The organism is Micromonospora matsumotoense, from assembly GCF_900091525.1.
Taxonomy (GTDB): domain Bacteria; phylum Actinomycetota; class Actinomycetes; order Mycobacteriales; family Micromonosporaceae; genus Micromonospora; species Micromonospora matsumotoensis.
Map to the genome: position 1 here is coordinate 1 of NZ_FMCU01000038.1, position 14,356 is coordinate 14,356.

Genomic DNA, 14,356 nt, shown 5'->3' on the forward strand with positions numbered 1-14,356 from the left:
GCTGCCGCCCGGGCTGGCCGAGGTGACCGGCAAGGAGTTCGGCGCGAACCTGAGCCGGGAGCGCACCGACATGCTCGACACCGGCGTGCTGATCTGGTTGGTCGACAGCTACGACACCGACCGGGCGAAGGTGCAGGCCGACCCGCTCTACAGCAGGTTGAAGGTCAAGACCGAGGGTCGCGACATCTACCTGGAGAACGAGGAACTGGTCGGGGCCGCGACCTCGTTCATCACCCCGCTGAGCCTGCCGTTCCTGCTGGACAGGCTCGTTCCGCAACTCACCGCGGCGGTGGACGGCAACCCCGCCACGGCGGTGCAGCGCGCCGCCACCTGACGATCCGGCGGGGAACTGCTCCAGACCGGACAGTTCCCCGCCCGGCGGGCCGCGACGGCGTAAACGGGGCCAGCGACCGGCTTCGCCCGACGTCCTGTGCCGACCGGGCCGGAGCGGTGTGCGACCCTCGCGGCCAACCCGGCCTCGACCGCCGAAGGATCTACCAGCGAACTGAAGCCGCCACGAGTGGACTCGGCGCTCTGGGTGCTCGTCGCGCACCGCCTGCTGAGTGAAGGCGCGTCCACCCCCAGCGGTGGACGGCGTCGAGCGGGCCACCGGTGGAGCCGACCGGCACCGCGTCGGGGGCGTACGGGCCGAGGTTCGCCGGTCAACTCTGCTCGGCGGCGAACGCGCCGAGCAACGCGTAGGTGTGGTAGCGACCCGGGCTGCGCTCGGCAAGCAGGTTGGCCTGGGTGAGTTCGGCCAGCAGCCGGTGGGTCTCGGGCAGCGGCCGGGCGGCGAGGCTGGCCGCCGTCGACACCGAGAAGTCCGTGCCGGGGTGTCGCCCGAGCAGGCGGAACAGCCTCGCGGCGGCTGGGGCGAGGGTCCGGTACGACCAGGAGAACACCGCCCGGACGGGGCCGGCCGGATCGCCCGCGTCGAGGGCGTCCAGGCGGCCCGCACTGGCGAACTCGGTGGTCAGGCTGTTCAGGGAGAAGCCGGTCTGCCGGGCCCGGGCAGCGGTGACGACCAACGCGAGCGGCAGCCGGGCACAGGCTCCGATGATCACGTCGGCCGCCTCGGGTTCGGCGGTGGTCAGCAGGGCGGGCACCCGGTTGACCAACAATTGCCTGGACTCATAGAGGGAGAGCAGGTCGAGGGTAAGCGGATGGGCCGCGTCCCCCGACACCAGCGCGGTGAGCTGGTCACGGCTGGTCACCACGGCCATCGCGGTGGGCGTGCCGGGCAGCAGTGGCCGGGCGTGGTCGGCGTCGAGGGCATTGTCCACCAGCACCAGGACGTGTTTGCCAGCCAACAGACGCCGGTAGAGCGCCGCCTGCGCGTCCACCGTGGGCGGGATCCGGGCGGCCGTGACGCCGAGGGCGTCGAGGGCGTTGCGCACCGCCTCGGCCTGGCCCAGCCGGCAGCCGGAATCGAAACCCCGCAGGTTGACGTAGAGCTGCCCGTCGGGGAAGCGGGCGGCGGCCCGGTGGGCCCAGTGCACGGCGAGGGCCGTCTTGCCCACCCCCGCCGTGCCGGTCAGGGCCACGATGACCGACTCGCCGGAACGGTCACCGGTGGCGACCAGATCATCCAGCGTCTCCAGCTCGCGGCGGCGGCCGACGAAGCCCGGCACCCCGGCCGGTAGCTGGGCGGGCACCTGGACCGCCCGCCGCGGCGCCACCCCACCCGGCAGGTCGACGCCGCGCAGTATCGCCGTGTGCACGTCCCGCAGATCGCTGCCCGGGTCGACTCCCAGGTCGTCGACGAGCCGCTGCCGGAACCGACGGTAGACCCGTAGCGCGTCGGCCTGGCGTCCCGCCTGGTGCAGGGCCAGCATGAACTGGGCGGTGAGGCGTTCCCGCTGCGGATGCTCCGCAGCCAGCGCGGCCAGCTCACCGACCAGTTGGCGGGCCCGCCCGCAGTCGAACTCGGCGTCGATCATCTGCTCGGTCGCGGTGATCCGCAGCTCGGTCAGCTCGGCCCCGATCCGCTCCCGGAGCCGGTCGGAGGCGTCCGCCTCCAGGACGGCGCCTCGCCACATCGCCAGGGCGTCGCGCAGCACTTCGGCTCGGGCACCGGGCTCGGTGAGCTGACCCGCCCGGCCGACCAGAATCCGGAACCGATGCGCGTCGACGAGCCAGGGGTCCACGTCCGCGCGGTACCCGCCGTCCCCGCCGCGCAGCCGCAGCTCCGACGGTGCCACGCCACCGTGCCTGAGGTCGGCGCGCAGCCGCGCCACGTTACTGCGCAGGCTGGCGCGGGCCGAGGCGGCGGGTCCACCGTCCCAGAGCAGGTCCACCAGGCGGTCGACGGGCACCGACCGACCGGCTTCCAGCAGCAGCAGCCCCAGCAGGCACCGTTCCCGACGACGGCCGAATCGCACCGGGTGCCCGCCGTGCACCAGATCGAGGCGTCCCAGCAGTCGGATGTCAGCAGCCATAGCTCGCAGAATCCGCCGTTGCCGGGGGGCCGTCTACCCGTATGACCACACCGGACAGCGGCCCACCCGCCGCGCGGCGCGACCACCCGGACCGCGACGGCGGCAACGCCGGTGGCAACGCCGGTGGCAACCCCGGGTCCGCATGCTTGGTCGGAAGGCCGCCGGCATCGATCGACACCAGAGTCTGGCGGGCGACGCGGAGGGAGCGGAGCGCGCCGGATGGATCGACGGCACGGCAGGCCCGACGAGCTACACCCCCAGAATGGAGACACATCCAGTGAAGCACAAGATCGTGGCGGTGCTCGCCACCACCCTCATGTCCGCCCTGTCCGTCGGCGCCGCCGCGACTCCCGCGGCCGCCGACTGCGGCGCGGACCGGTTCTGCCTCTACCAGAGCGCGGGCTACGCGGGTTCGGAGTACAGCTACACCCCCGGCTCCAGCTGCACCAACCTGGGGAGTGGCATCAACAACGACGCGAACGCGATGCGGAACTACCGCAACCACGCCGTGATGCTGTGGGACCTACCCGGCTGCGGCGGTTCCAGCACCTACCGGGCGAACGCCTTCTCCTACGACTCGGACTTCGGCAACAACGGCTTCTCCAACAAGGCCAGCTCGCTGAAGCGCATCTGAGACGTCGGCCGGACAGGCGCACCGATGCGCACCCACGGGTGCCGGGACACCGGAGTTCGGTGTCCCGGCACCCGGCAACGCTGGAGTGAGCAGACATGACATTCCGAACGGCACGCATCCTCGTCGCGGCCCTGGTGCTGGCCAGTTGCGCGATGCCCGCACCGCGCCCGCAGGAGCGCGCCGAGCCCTTCCCGCCCACCGAGCAGGTCGAGGACCTGCGCCTGCCCTTCGATGCCTACACGCTCTCGCTCAGCGGGCTCTACACCGTCGCCAACGCCCAGGACCTGCTCACGCGGGAGTGCATGGCGGCCAGAGGCGAGGCGTGGGAGATCATCGAGCGGCCCACCGACCTGGCGGACCTGAGGAACCGCCGGCGGTACGGCGTGATCGAGCCGGGCATCGCCGAGCACTTCGGCTATCACGTCCCGGTGGGACTGCTCACCCCCCGCGACGTCGAGCAGCGGTACGACTCCCGGGACAGCGGGCTCAGCGAGACCCAGAAGACGGCGCTCGCCGGTGCCGGGGGCTGCACAGCGGAGGCGGTCATCCGGCTCCGGCCGGCCCGGAAATCGGACCGGAAAGTCGACCAGGGCCTGGTGGAGCGCCTGAGCCAGCGGTCGCTGGCGGATGCCCGGGGCCGGCCGGAGGTCGCGCAGGCGCTGGTGGGCTGGCGGGACTGCCTGCGGGAGCTGGGTTTCAGCTATCCGGACCCTTTCGCCGCGATGGCCGATACCGCCTGGTGGCCGACGGAGACCGCGCCACCGTCGGCACCGGAACGGGCGGTGGCGGTGGCGGACGTACGCTGCAAGGAGCGGACGGGTCTCGTGGCGCGGTGGTACGCCGCCGAGACGGCACTCCAGCAGGCGGAGATCCGACGCCGCCCGGCGTACTTCCAGGCCCTCGGCCTCGGGCTGGCCGACGAGCTGGCTGCCGCCGAGGCGGTGTCGCCACCTGCTCGGTGAGCCGCCCCGGCGGCGGGTCGGAAGTCAGCCGCCGTCGCCGCCCAGACCGGCCCACAGGATCAGCCCGAGGAACAACACCGTGCCCGCCGCGATGGCGATCCGGGTCACCCACAGGTTGACCGTCGGACGGGTGGCGACGGAGTGGGTTCCCACGGCGAACACCCCCAGGCCCGAAGCGAGGATCGCCACAGTGATGATCCCGAACAGTGCGGTGTCACTCGGTGACGATCCCATCGCTACCTCCGGTCGTCCGCCCTCATCTGCAGCCAACCGCCTCCCCGCCGGGCGGTCGCCTCCCAGCTCGTGAACAGCGGATGACCATCCGGACCAGGCCCGCGACGCGGCCGGGGCGGCGGCCGGACCGAGCGTGGTCACCGGTGCGTCAGCACCGAGCCGGGCCAGGCGCGGCGTCCACCGGCGGGTGGACCTCGGTTACCCCAATAACCCCATAGGAGATTTATAGCCCGATAAGGTACAGAAACCGACAAAGAGGAAAGTGGACCATGATGGCTGTTCGGTGTCGTCCTCGCGCGCTACTCGCCGGTGCGCTCGCCCTCCTCCTCACCACCGGAGCGCTGGTGCTGACCGCCGGGCCGGCGCTGGCGGTTGGCACGACGCTGTACAACGAGTCGTTCCACAACAACACGGTGGCTCCGTCGACCCTGTTCCTGCCGGCCGCGCCCCCCAGCCGGACCAACTCCGCCTGCCTGTCCGCGGCGGGCAACTCCACGGTCGGGCCGCTGCTGAGCTGCCCCACCTCCACCGACCCCAACGGTGCAGGCAAACTCCGGCTGACCAGCAACACGACCGCGCAGTTGGGCGGCGTGTTCGGCGCGGGAACCCTGCCGACCTCGCAGGGCCTGGACATCAGTTTCAACACCTACCAGTACGGCGGCAACAGCCCCGGCGCCGACGGCCTGGCCTTCGTGCTGGCCGCCGCCGATCCGACCGCGCCGATGCCGCCCGCAGTGCTCGGCCCGAGCGGCGGCTCACTCGGCTACTCGGCGGCCTTCAACGGCGGAACCGCCGGCCTGACCAACGGGTACCTCGGCATCGGGTTTGACACCTTCGGCAACTTCAGCAGCAGCACCTACCAGGGCTCGGGCTGCACGAATCCGCCGTACATCGGGGCCCGGATCCCCGGTCAGGTGGTCGTTCGCGGGCCGGGCCGCCTCGGCGTCGGTTACTGCGGGATCAACAGCACCGCGACGACCAGCACCTCGCCGCCCCTGGCCCTGCGCGCCGCGACCAGGGCGGCGTCCGTGGTACCGGTCCAGATAGTGATCAACAGCACCCCTTCACCGTTCACCACCGCCTCGGGGATCACCGTGCCCGCTGGCGAGTACCGGGTCCGGTTCACCCCCGTGGGAGGAGCGCCGTCCACCCTGGCCGGCCCGCTGCCGGCGGCTTCGCCATCGCTGTACCCCTCGCCGAACTGGGTGAACGCGAACGGCATCCCGAGACAACTGGCCTTCGGAGTGGTGGCATCGACCGGGTCGGTGACCGACTTCCACGAGGTCGACAACGTGGTGGCGGTCAGCTTCCTGCCGGTGCCCGACCTGAGCGTGGCGCAGACCAGCTACACCGGACCGTCGCCGCAGCCCGGCGACCCGGTCAACTACACGATCACCGCGGGGGTCAACCCCGGCGCGAACGAGACGTCGCCGATCTCGGTCAGCCAGACCCTACCCGCCGGCGTCGTACCGGTCGGGGCCTTTGGCACCGGATGGGTCTGCGGTACGCCCGTCGGTCAGGCCATCACCTGCACCAACAGCAACGGACCGTTCGCCAACGGCACCACCCTGCCACCGGTCTCGGTGGTCGCGATCGTCACCGGCACCGGGGTCACCCCGGCGACGATCCAGAACACGACGACCGCGACCGCCTCGTCCAACGACGCGAACCCGGACTTCTCGCCGTCCACGACGCCGGTTGCCCCACCCGTCGCACCCAGCGGCATCACCGTCACCCCGGCGACGAGCCCGATCGCCGGCGGCATCGCGGTCACCGTCGGCGGCACCAACCTCGCCGGCGCGACCGCGATCGAGATCGGCACCACCGCCGAACAACAGGCCGCCACCCCGGTGGTCCTGCTGCCCTGCCCGGCCGGTCCCGCCGCCGGCTGCTTCACCGTCAATGGCGACGGCACGCTCGGCATCTCCTCGATGCCCTCCCGGCCCAGCGCGGCGACCGTGAAGGTCACCGTCGTCACCCGGGGAGTCGCCGGTTCGGCGAGCTACGTCTACACCTCCGCGCCGGCCGCACCCGCCGCTCCCACCGCCACCGCCGGCATCACCAGTGCGACAGTGACCTGGGTCACCCCGGCGGACAACGGCAGCCCCATCACCGGGTACGTCATCACCCCGACCCGCAACGGCGTCACCCAGCCGACGCAGTCCTTCGACGCCTCCACCACCACCCGCACCCTGACCGGGCTGACCGCCGGCGCCTCCTACACCTTCCGGGTCGCGGCGGTCAACGCCCTCGGCACCGGCCCGAACAGCCCCGCCTCGACGGCGGTGATCCCGTACACGGTGCCGTCCGCGCCGACGATCACGACGGTCAGCGCGGCCAGCGAATCCGCCGTCCTCGGCTGGACCGCTCCCGCCAACGGGGGCTCGGCGATCACGGGTTACGTGGTCACGCCGTACGTCGCCGGGGTCGCCCAGACGCCCCAGACCTTTCCGGCCTCCCCCACCACCCAGACCATCACCGGGTTGACCGCCGGCGTCACCTACACCTTCCGGGTCGCCGCGATCAACGCCGCCGGCACCGGCCCGGCCTCCGCCGAGTCCGCCCCGGTGACCGTCAACGCCGCGCCGAGCCTCTCGTTCCCTCCGCCACCGCCCGGTGAGATCGGTGCCGCCTACTCCTACCAGCTCACCGTCACCGGCGGGACCGGCCCGTTCACCTGGGCGGTCAGCGCCGGCACCCTGCCGCCCGGACTCACCCTCAACCCGACCACCGGCCTGCTCTCCGGCACCCCCACCACCGCCGGCAGCTTCCCCTCCACCATCCGCGTCACCGACGCCAGCTCCCTGACCGCCACCCAGGCCGTCACCATCGCCATCGCCACCGCACCCACCCTGACTTTCCCCCCGCCTCCGCCGGGCAAGGCGTACGACGCCTACTCCTACCAGCTCACCGTCACCGGCGGGACCGGCCCGTTCACCTGGGCGGTCAGCGCCGGCACCCTGCCGCCCGGACTCACCCTCAACCCGACCACCGGCCTGCTCTCCGGCACCCCCACCACCGCCGGCAGCTTCCCCTCCACCATCCGGGTCACCGACGCGTTCGCGCAGACCGCCAGCCAACCGGTCACCCTGGTGATCAATCCGCTCCTCGGCCTCTCGATCACCGTGCCACAATCCGCCGACCTGGGCACCGTCGGCTCGGACGCCGCCGCGATATCCGGACGGCTCGGCCCGGTCATCGTGACCGACGACCGTGGACCGGCCTCCGGCAACTGGATCGCGACCGTGTCCGTCACGGACTACACCACCGGCTCGGGCTCCGCTGGCGAGACCATCCCGAACGACAACGTCGGTTACTCGTCCGGGCCGGCGATCGCGACGTCCGGGGACGGCACCTTCGTACCGCAGACCGGTGCCGTACTCGGTGAACCGCGGACCGCCGCCCGATGGTTCGGCGCGGCCGGCGCGAACGCAGTCGGATGGAACCCGACCCTGATGGTGACGTTCCCGCCAGGTCTGGTGGTCGGCACCTACACCGCTGTGGTGACGCACTCGGTGCTGTAGCGCCGGCAGGCTCTCCCCGTACCTCCGCGCTGCCGGCACCAGCCACCAGCTCCGGCGGCAGGACCGACCGGGCGGGTGCCGGGCACGACCACCCGAGCGAGACCTGCCGGATGTCTCCGGTCGGCCACGACGTTCTCGCCCGGGTCCTGTTCCAGGATCCGGGCGAGAGGGACTTCGTCGTTGGCCAGTTGGGTGTGAGCACCGCCGGCCGGCTCAGGCCGGGCGGGCACCACCCCGGAGACGGTTGCGCTCCCGACGGACGAGGTACCAGGCGACCGCCGCGATCACCAACACCAGCGTGGCCGCGCCGCCAACCGAAAGGGAGAGTACGAGCGGACCCCATGCGTCGGACTTCACCGGTGCGGCGACCGCACCAGGCAGGATGACCTGTCCCTCACCGGTCCGCTCCACCGTGCCGCTGAACAGCGTCATCCGGGCGTTCCACCGGCCACCGGCCAGCGGCTGGTCCACCAACGCGCTGACCTGACCGTACTGGCCGGGCGGGATGGTCACACCGGTCCCGACCGCGAACGGCCCGGCCTTGACCGTGCCGGATCCACTCGACAAGGTGAGTGTGCCGCCCACGTCGATGGCCCGGCCCCCCGTGTTGTGTACCTGCGCGGTGACCATCGGCCACTCGCCGCTTCCCGGCACCGTTTTCATGCCGTCGATCCGGAAGTCGGTCGGTGGTTCGCCACCGGGGCCGATGTCGAGGTACATCCGGATCCCGACCCGGTGGATCTGACCGACGTTGTCCTGCTGCGTCGGCGGTCTGCTGATCTGTGCCCAGATGACGCCGTACCGCTCGCCCTTCGAGGCGGCCTTCGGTACGGCGACGGTGACTTTCACCGCCGTCCGCTCCTGCGGGGCCAGATCGACGCTGGCCGACTCCAGGCTCACCCAGCCACTGAGCTCGTTGCCCGCGCGCCCGTCGGAGGCGGTGAAGGCGCTCCCCTCGATGGCGGCCGCGCCCGCGTACAGCTCGATGTGTTGATCCTTCTCCGAGCTGTTGCGGACCTCGACCCGGCGCTGAAACGTCGTACCGGGTCGCACGTGGTCGATGATGTACGACCGGGCTCGCGGGTCCTCGGCACGGCTGACCGGGACTTCGATCAGCTGGATACCGAACCCGTCGGCCCCGCCGGCCGGGTCCGGTAACGACACTGGTTGCGCGCCGGCTGGTGCCGGCGGCCCCCCGATCGCCAGGATGGCGACGGAGGCCAGCAGCACCAGCCGGCGAGGGCGGTCAGAGCACCGAATGTGTCACCGTCCCGGTGTACGTGCCACCCACCGCGGCGGACGGGATGGCGACCGAGACAGTGGGATTCCAGATCGCGAAGTTGCTGCCGGTCCCACCGGTGTGGCTGAACGCGGTCCGCGGGACGTTGATGATCACCGCGTCACCGGCGGTCGGCTGGCCGGGCGTGAAGGTCCCGGTGCCTGCGGTGGACGTGGCAGGGCCGGACCAGTAGGTCACGTTGATGGACGGGATCGTCTCCTCGGAAGTGGCGCCACCTGTGGTGAAGTCCGACCCGCTGACGGTGGCGACCCAGTTCGGGGTCAGCGACGCCCGCTGATCGATCACCGTGACCGGCCCCAACTGTCCGGACACCGTCGCGCCAGCCGTCCCGGAGCCGAGGTTCACGTTCGCCGGGACGGTGATGTCGAGGCCACCCGCACCGGTCACGGTGAAGGTGACGGTGGTGGTGCCGGTGTCTGCGGCCTGCGCCGGCGTGGCCAGGCCGGCGACCAGTGCGAGGCCGGTCAGGCCAGCGGCAAGAAGTCTCTTCCTCATGCATCCCCCATGTCCGAAAAAGTTATAAAACGCCGTAACTGAGCTTATCGAACGGGAATCGCCACAAGAGCGGCAAGGGGGTTTTTCCTCACCTCTTGTCGCGTACGGGAACGGTGTCCCGTGCGACCCCCGGTGGCCGCCTCCCCCGCCGGGGTGCCCGCGGAGATGGGTCACCGGAGCACCGCGGGAGAACCTGCCGCTCCCGCCGCCTCGGCCCACACCCCGGTCAGACCCGGGCGAGATCCTGAACAGCGGCCGGACAGCGCCCACTGCCGCCAGGTGACGCTCGCCGGGCGACACCGGCACCGCCGCCGCGCACGCCCGCACCGTGCTGGCGTACGTCCGTCACGGCCTCACACATGGACGAGGCGACTCGACGGCCCACGGTAGGCTGCGCCGGGGATCGGAGGAACCTGGATGTCAGAGGTAGATAAGTATCTGTCGATACTCATCGCCTTCCACGGCCGACCGGACCCCTCCCGGGTCAGGTTCGCCCCGCCCGCCACCGCGCGGCAGCTCGCCGGCTACCGTGCCGCTTTCGGGGAGGATCTTCCCCCCGGGCTGGCCGAGGTGTACGCCGTGATCGGTGGCGGGCCGTTGCTGGACAACGAGTTCCTCGGCATCGAGCAGATCATCGCGGCTCGCCGGTCGTGGGCGGGCATCCCGGCCGGGCCGGATGACACCGACGACCGCCACGAGCCCGCCACCACGCGGGACCCGGGCGCGGTACCGGTCACTCACCGCAGGCCCGGCTGGGTCCAGTTCACCACGGACAGTGGCGGCAACGGCTTCGCGGTGGACCTGGCACCCGAGCCCGGCGGCACCCTGGGCCAGGTGATCAACGTTGGCGCGGATGGCGGATTCCGTGCTGTCGTCGCGGCATCGGTGGCGGACTTCTTCGCCCGGGTCGCCCGACTGATCCGCTCCGGCCAGGCCCGCATCTCCGATTCCGGGCAGGTGGAGATCGGCGCGGGTGACCCACTGCCGACCGCCCTCCGGCGGCAGAACCGGGACCACGGCCAGGTGCGGTCGCCGAACAGGTCCGCCCCCGTGCCGGTCGAGTCACGACCGACCAGCGGCCGGATCGACCTGCCCGACGACCTGGTGCCGCTGCTGACCGGATCGCCGCACCTCAACGTGTTCGGGCCGACCCGACCATGGGTGCCGCCCGAGGGGTGGCTCGAAGAGACCCGCGCCCGACTGATGGCCGTCGCCGCGCGCGAGGGGCTCACCGACCTGCCCGCCCGGGCGGCACGACTCAGGCCCGGCACGTCGATGGCGGTCGAGGAGGTGAAGTGGCTGGCGCAGGGCGCGCTCGGCGCGTCCACGAGTGTGTCGGGCTCGCTGTGGCGACTCGGCGACCTCTTGGTGGCCGACCACCTGCAGGCGCCGCTCAGCCCGACGACAGACCCGGAGGTCACCTGGCAGACCCAGGTCATGCCGGCGACGCCCGGCCGCCTCTTCGCGGACTCCGACAGCCCCGAGCGCCGCGACCGCATCCTGCGCTACTACCGCGACTGTCTCGGGGTGCTCGTCGAGGCACCCCCGTTCGCGGACCGCGGGCAGGCACTGGCCGCGCTGTACGCCCGAATCGCCGACGATCCCGCGCTGCGGGAGCAGCACCGGACCGGATCGAGGCGGCAACTCGCCGCCCGGTGGCGGTCGGACCTGCTCAGCGATGCCGAACGCGCCGCCCTGCCCGACTACGCCGGACCAGCCGACTACCTCTCCTGGGCCCTGACCGGCCTGCGCGCCAGTCACCAGCGGTTGGTGGACGCGGTGGGCACCGAGGCCGGCGACTTCGACGAGTTGGTCGCCGCCATGCTGCTGAAGCTCGGCAAGCCGGTGCCTGCGGTCATCGCCACGACCGGGTTGGGCCCGGACGGTTACCACGCCATTTGCCGCGCGTTCGACAGGCTCAGGTCCCGCTTCGACTACGGGGCCTGGGCCAACGGAGTGTTCCCGTGGTTGGACCGGGCGATCATCGCGGGCGAGGCGGAGACCGCGCGCATCTGGGTGGGGCTGGAGTGGAGCTGCGCCACCGCGCTGAACGGCTGGCCGGGCCCGCACAAGGACGTGACGAGCGGCCTCTTCTTCTGCCTGCGATACCTACGCAGCCTGCGGGCGCTCGGCCAGCCGCGGCCCGCCGTCGTCAACCCGCTCGTATCCGCCCTCGGCGATGCCCCGGGAACGGCGCAGCCCGCCCCACCCCGGCCGGCCGGGCCCGACGGCGCTCCGAACGAGCGAGCGGAGCAGGCTGCCGTGGGCCGCCTCGACGGCATGGTCGGGTTGTCCCCGGTCAAACAACGCGTCGCTCGGCTGAGTGCCGAGGCCAGAATCGAGGCGCTACGCCGCGAGTCCGGTCTACCACCGGCCCGCAACCGGCGGCACCTGGTGTTCGCCGGAAATCCGGGTACCGGAAAGACCACCATCGCCACGATCATCGGCCAGATCTACGCCGGGTACGGCGTGCTGACCTCCGGCCACCTGGTCGAGGTCGCCAGGGCAGAGCTGCTCAACGGCGCCAAGGTGACAGCTGCCGTGCTCAACGCGCGCGGTGGCATCTTGATGATCAACGTGGGTCGGGCGATCCAGGAGAGCCCCGCCTCGCGCGAGGCCGTTGCCACGCTGACCAGGATGGTCGAGGAGCACCGCGAGGACCTGGTGGTCATCATCGCCGGCCATCCCAGGAACGTCGCGGAGTTCCTGTCCAGCGAGGCCGGCCTGGCGGCGCGGTTCCCGAACACCTTCAACTTCGTCGACTTCACCGATGACGAGTTGGTGCGGCTCTTCGCGCTGGAGGCCGGCGCGTCGGGGTTCACGCCCGCCGACGGCGTGCTCGACCGGGTCCGGAGCCTGGTCACGCGGATGCCGCGCGCCGCCGGCTTCGACAACGCCTGGGTGGTCCGCAACCTCGTCGACGAGTCCGCGTCGCACCAGGCGATGCGGATCAGCCGGTCGGCGACCCCCACGGTCGAGCAGCTCACCGAGCTGCGGGTGGAGGACATCACCGCACCGGCGTCCATCGTGCTCGCGCCCGCCCGCAGCGGCGACCCGCTGGTCGAGCTGGACGCGCTCATCGGCCTACGCGACGTCAAGGCGCAGGTGCGCCTGCTGGTCGCGGAGGCTCGGGCCGAGAGCCTGCGGACCCGGGCCGGGCTGGCGGTGGGGGGAGGATCCCGGCACCTGGTGTTCGTCGGCAACCCGGGCACCGCGAAGACCACAGTGGCCCGGATGATCGCCCGGATCTACGCCGACCTCGGGTTGCTCGGCTCCGGCCATCTGGTCGAGGTGACCCGGACCGACCTGATCGGCCCGTACATCGGGCAGACCGGCCCGCGCGTCCACGCGGCGTTCGAACGGGCGCTCGGGGGCGTGCTCTTCATCGACGAGGCGTACTCGTTGTCGATGTCCGACTCGCCGAAGGACTTCGGCCACGAGGCGATCGCCACGCTGCTCAAGCTGATGGAGGACCATCGCGACGACCTGGTGGTGATCGCAGCCGGCTACGACCGTGAGATGCGGCGGTTCCTCGAGTCGAACAGCGGACTGGCATCTCGTTTCCCGAAGATCCTCGAGTTCCCCGACTACGACCTCGACGAACTGGTGCAGATCTTCACCGTCCTCGCCGACGACGCCGGCTATCAGCTCGCTGACAACGTACGGGACCGGGTACGAGCGGCGCTGGCCCGCCTTTCCCGAGGGCCGTCGTTCGGCAACGGCCGCACCGTACGCAACCTGCTGGAGGCGACCATCGCCACGCAGGCGACGCGGATCATCGAGCTGACCGACGCGCCAGCGGAGGTCGTTCGGAGGCTGCTGGCAGAGGATCTGCCGACTGAGTTCGGCGACCAGGACACACCGCCTGCGATCGGCCAGTATCTGTGAGGGACCACCTGGATTCCCGCTGATCGCACGGCTGCCTGACTCGGAACGCTGATCGCGCGGCGGCCTGCCTCGGAACCAGGCCATCACCCATCCGGGCGGCAGTTGGTCATGATGGTCTTCCGGCTGTTCTGATACGGCGGTGGCGGCACCATCTGTCGGTGCCGCCACCGCCGCCGGTGTGTGGCTGTCGGTCACTTGAGCCAGGGCAGGCGGCGGACGATGGGAAGCCTGCCCCACATCCCGCCGAACCCGAGGGTGTCACCGGCGGCCGTGAGGGCGAGCAGACCCAGCACCCCGACGTAGATCAGGTGGTCGTCCATGAAGGGGTTGTTCTCCGGAGGCAGTACCGCGGTCCACATCAGCACGAGCAGCAGGCCGCCGGCGGCAGCGGCCAGGCGCATGCCCACACCGAGGATCAACGCGGTCCCGATCGCCGCCAAGCCGATCATGAAGAGCCAGTCGGCCCAGACCGCACCGGCGATGCTGTGGTAGATCCCCTCGAAGGGGCCGGCCACCGCGTTGCCGAGGAAGCCCTTGGTCGGGCTGCCGCCGTTGATCCAGGCACCCTTGTCGGGGGTGGCAAGACCAAGACCGAAGAGCTTGTCGATGAACGCCCACAGAAACCCCCAGCCCAGCGCCAGACGCAGACCAGCGAGCGCGTACCGGGTGGCCCTGTTCCTGGTCGTCTCGGTGATCGTGGCGCCGGTCGCGCCGATGGTCACCATCGCGCCACCGCGCTCGGTGGTGATCTGGCCCTGTTCGTTGGTGGGGTGCTGGACGACGGTCATCGCGTCCACGTCCTTCCTCGTCGTTGTTACACCCCTATGCCACCGAGAATCCGTGTCGAGGAGCAGTGCCACCATGCCGCACCTCGCGGGACC

Annotated in this window: 9 protein-coding genes and 1 pseudogene; 5 read left to right on the forward strand and 5 right to left on the reverse strand. The window is 71.4% G+C overall.

Going from position 1 to position 14,356, the window contains the following annotated elements:
* Positions 1-334 (forward strand): annotated as a pseudogene (locus tag GA0070216_RS33015) (iron-siderophore ABC transporter substrate-binding protein); the annotation flags it as partial.
* Between the two features lie 328 nt (positions 335-662).
* Here the strand turns inward: GA0070216_RS33015 and GA0070216_RS33020 are convergent.
* On the reverse strand, positions 663-2,438 hold the full coding sequence (locus GA0070216_RS33020; RefSeq protein WP_091254692.1) for an AfsR/SARP family transcriptional regulator: 1,776 nt from the start codon (positions 2,436-2,438) through the stop codon (positions 663-665).
* A gap of 262 nt (positions 2,439-2,700) precedes the next feature.
* On the opposite strand from GA0070216_RS33020, the gene GA0070216_RS34920 reads away from it, so the two are divergent.
* Positions 2,701-3,072 (forward strand): peptidase inhibitor family I36 protein, encoded by a 372-nt coding sequence (locus GA0070216_RS34920; protein ID WP_176739268.1) that lies wholly within the window; start codon positions 2,701-2,703, stop codon positions 3,070-3,072.
* 95 nt (positions 3,073-3,167) lie between these two features.
* Entirely contained in the window at positions 3,168-4,034 is an 867-nt protein-coding gene (locus tag GA0070216_RS33030) for a hypothetical protein (protein ID WP_091254699.1), read from the forward strand.
* Positions 4,035-4,058: 24 nt separating this feature from the next.
* Here the strand turns inward: GA0070216_RS33030 and GA0070216_RS33035 are convergent, their stop codons facing one another.
* Positions 4,059-4,268, reverse strand: coding sequence for a hypothetical protein (locus GA0070216_RS33035; RefSeq protein WP_091254702.1), 210 nt, complete (start codon positions 4,266-4,268; stop codon positions 4,059-4,061).
* 272 nt (positions 4,269-4,540) lie between these two features.
* Here GA0070216_RS33035 and GA0070216_RS33040 point away from each other — a divergent pair, with 272 nt between their 5' ends.
* On the forward strand, positions 4,541-7,792 hold the full coding sequence (locus GA0070216_RS33040; protein ID WP_218108360.1) for a fibronectin type III domain-containing protein: 3,252 nt from the start codon (positions 4,541-4,543) through the stop codon (positions 7,790-7,792).
* A gap of 213 nt (positions 7,793-8,005) precedes the next feature.
* Here GA0070216_RS33040 and GA0070216_RS33045 read toward each other — a convergent pair whose 3' ends face one another.
* Both GA0070216_RS33045 and GA0070216_RS33050 read right to left on the reverse strand, forming a co-directional pair.
* Entirely contained in the window at positions 8,006-8,845 is an 840-nt protein-coding gene (locus GA0070216_RS33045; RefSeq protein WP_141723289.1) for a hypothetical protein, read from the reverse strand.
* A 193-nt stretch (positions 8,846-9,038) separates the two neighbouring features.
* Positions 9,039-9,587, reverse strand: coding sequence for a hypothetical protein (locus GA0070216_RS33050; protein ID WP_091254712.1), 549 nt, complete (start codon positions 9,585-9,587; stop codon positions 9,039-9,041).
* Positions 9,588-10,004: 417 nt separating this feature from the next.
* Between GA0070216_RS33050 and GA0070216_RS33055 the strand changes: the two genes are divergently transcribed.
* On the forward strand, positions 10,005-13,475 hold the full coding sequence (locus GA0070216_RS33055) for an AAA family ATPase (protein WP_091254716.1): 3,471 nt from the start codon (positions 10,005-10,007) through the stop codon (positions 13,473-13,475).
* 191 nt (positions 13,476-13,666) lie between these two features.
* Here GA0070216_RS33055 and GA0070216_RS33060 read toward each other — a convergent pair whose 3' ends face one another.
* On the reverse strand, positions 13,667-14,263 hold the full coding sequence (locus GA0070216_RS33060) for a hypothetical protein (protein WP_425413216.1): 597 nt from the start codon (positions 14,261-14,263) through the stop codon (positions 13,667-13,669).
* Positions 14,264-14,356: the final 93 nt, after the last annotated feature.

Bases quoted from the DNA above. Each gene is read 5' to 3' on its own strand.
- GA0070216_RS33050 (WP_091254712.1), bottom strand. From the start codon at position 9,587: ATGAGGAAGAGACTTCTTGCCGCTGGCCTGACCGGCCTCGCACTGGTC.
- GA0070216_RS33060 (WP_425413216.1), bottom strand. From the start codon at position 14,263: ATGACCGTCGTCCAGCACCCCACCAACGAACAGGGCCAGATCACCACC.
- GA0070216_RS33030 (WP_091254699.1), top strand. From the start codon at position 3,168: ATGACATTCCGAACGGCACGCATCCTCGTCGCGGCCCTGGTGCTGGCC.
- GA0070216_RS33020 (WP_091254692.1), bottom strand. From the start codon at position 2,438: ATGGCTGCTGACATCCGACTGCTGGGACGCCTCGATCTGGTGCACGGC.
- GA0070216_RS33040 (WP_218108360.1), top strand. From the start codon at position 4,541: ATGGCTGTTCGGTGTCGTCCTCGCGCGCTACTCGCCGGTGCGCTCGCC.
- GA0070216_RS33055 (WP_091254716.1), top strand. From the start codon at position 10,005: ATGTCAGAGGTAGATAAGTATCTGTCGATACTCATCGCCTTCCACGGC.
- GA0070216_RS34920 (WP_176739268.1), top strand. From the start codon at position 2,701: ATGGAGACACATCCAGTGAAGCACAAGATCGTGGCGGTGCTCGCCACC.
- GA0070216_RS33035 (WP_091254702.1), bottom strand. From the start codon at position 4,268: ATGGGATCGTCACCGAGTGACACCGCACTGTTCGGGATCATCACTGTG.